Origin of the sequence: Burkholderia sp. E168m23 (assembly GCF_016586125.1) — a bacterium.
GTDB lineage: Bacteria > Pseudomonadota > Gammaproteobacteria > Burkholderiales > Burkholderiaceae > Burkholderia > Burkholderia orbicola.
In genome coordinates this window covers 1-578 of sequence record NZ_BCPP01001685.1, presented here as the reverse complement: position 1 = coordinate 578, position 578 = coordinate 1, and the positions used below count along the sequence as shown (strand labels likewise).

1 protein-coding gene and 1 pseudogene are annotated in these 578 nt (G+C 68.3%); both read right to left on the bottom strand.

From position 1 onward, the window contains the following. On the bottom strand, window positions 1-257 hold a 257-nt coding region (locus JMF90_RS39665), incomplete at its 3' end, for a ChbG/HpnK family deacetylase (protein ID WP_201326610.1). 3 nt (window positions 258-260) lie between these two features. Further along, window positions 261-578: pseudogene (locus JMF90_RS39660) on the bottom strand (hopanoid biosynthesis associated radical SAM protein HpnJ); the annotation flags it as partial.

The following is a 578-nucleotide window of genomic DNA, read 5'->3' as shown; positions in this document are numbered from 1 at the left end:
CCGACGAGCGCGGGAATCGCATGCGCGGGCAGCGTGGCCGGCCCGTCCGCGAGCACCAGGTGCAAGCCGACCGCGAGCGACGGCAGCCGCCGCGCGCGTTCGATCGCATCCTGCGCGGCGGGGGCGCCGACCATCAGGCTGGCGGCGTTCAGCACGCCGTCGCGGTGCGCGCGCTCGACCGCCGCGTTGACGCGCGGGTGCAGCCCGAAGTCGTCCGCGGTGAAGATCAGCGCCCGCGCCGCCCGCTGCGTCGCCACGGATCAGGCCTCGTGCGCGCGCAGGAAGCGGAAGAACTCGACGCCTTCGCGCAGGCGACGCTTCATCATGTCCCAGCTCGTCAGCATCTCGCGCACGATTTCCCAGATCTTCGACGGACGGAAATAGAACTCGCGATAGAACTGCTCGAGATGGTGGTAGATCTCGTCGCGCGACAGGTGCGCATAGCCGATCGCCGCGAGCTGCACGCCTTCCTTGCTGACCAGGTTGATGGTCTTGTTCTCTTCCATCCAGCCGTTTTCCACGGCCTGCTTGTACAGCGTCGTGCCCGGATACGGCGCGGCGAGGGACACCTGGATCGT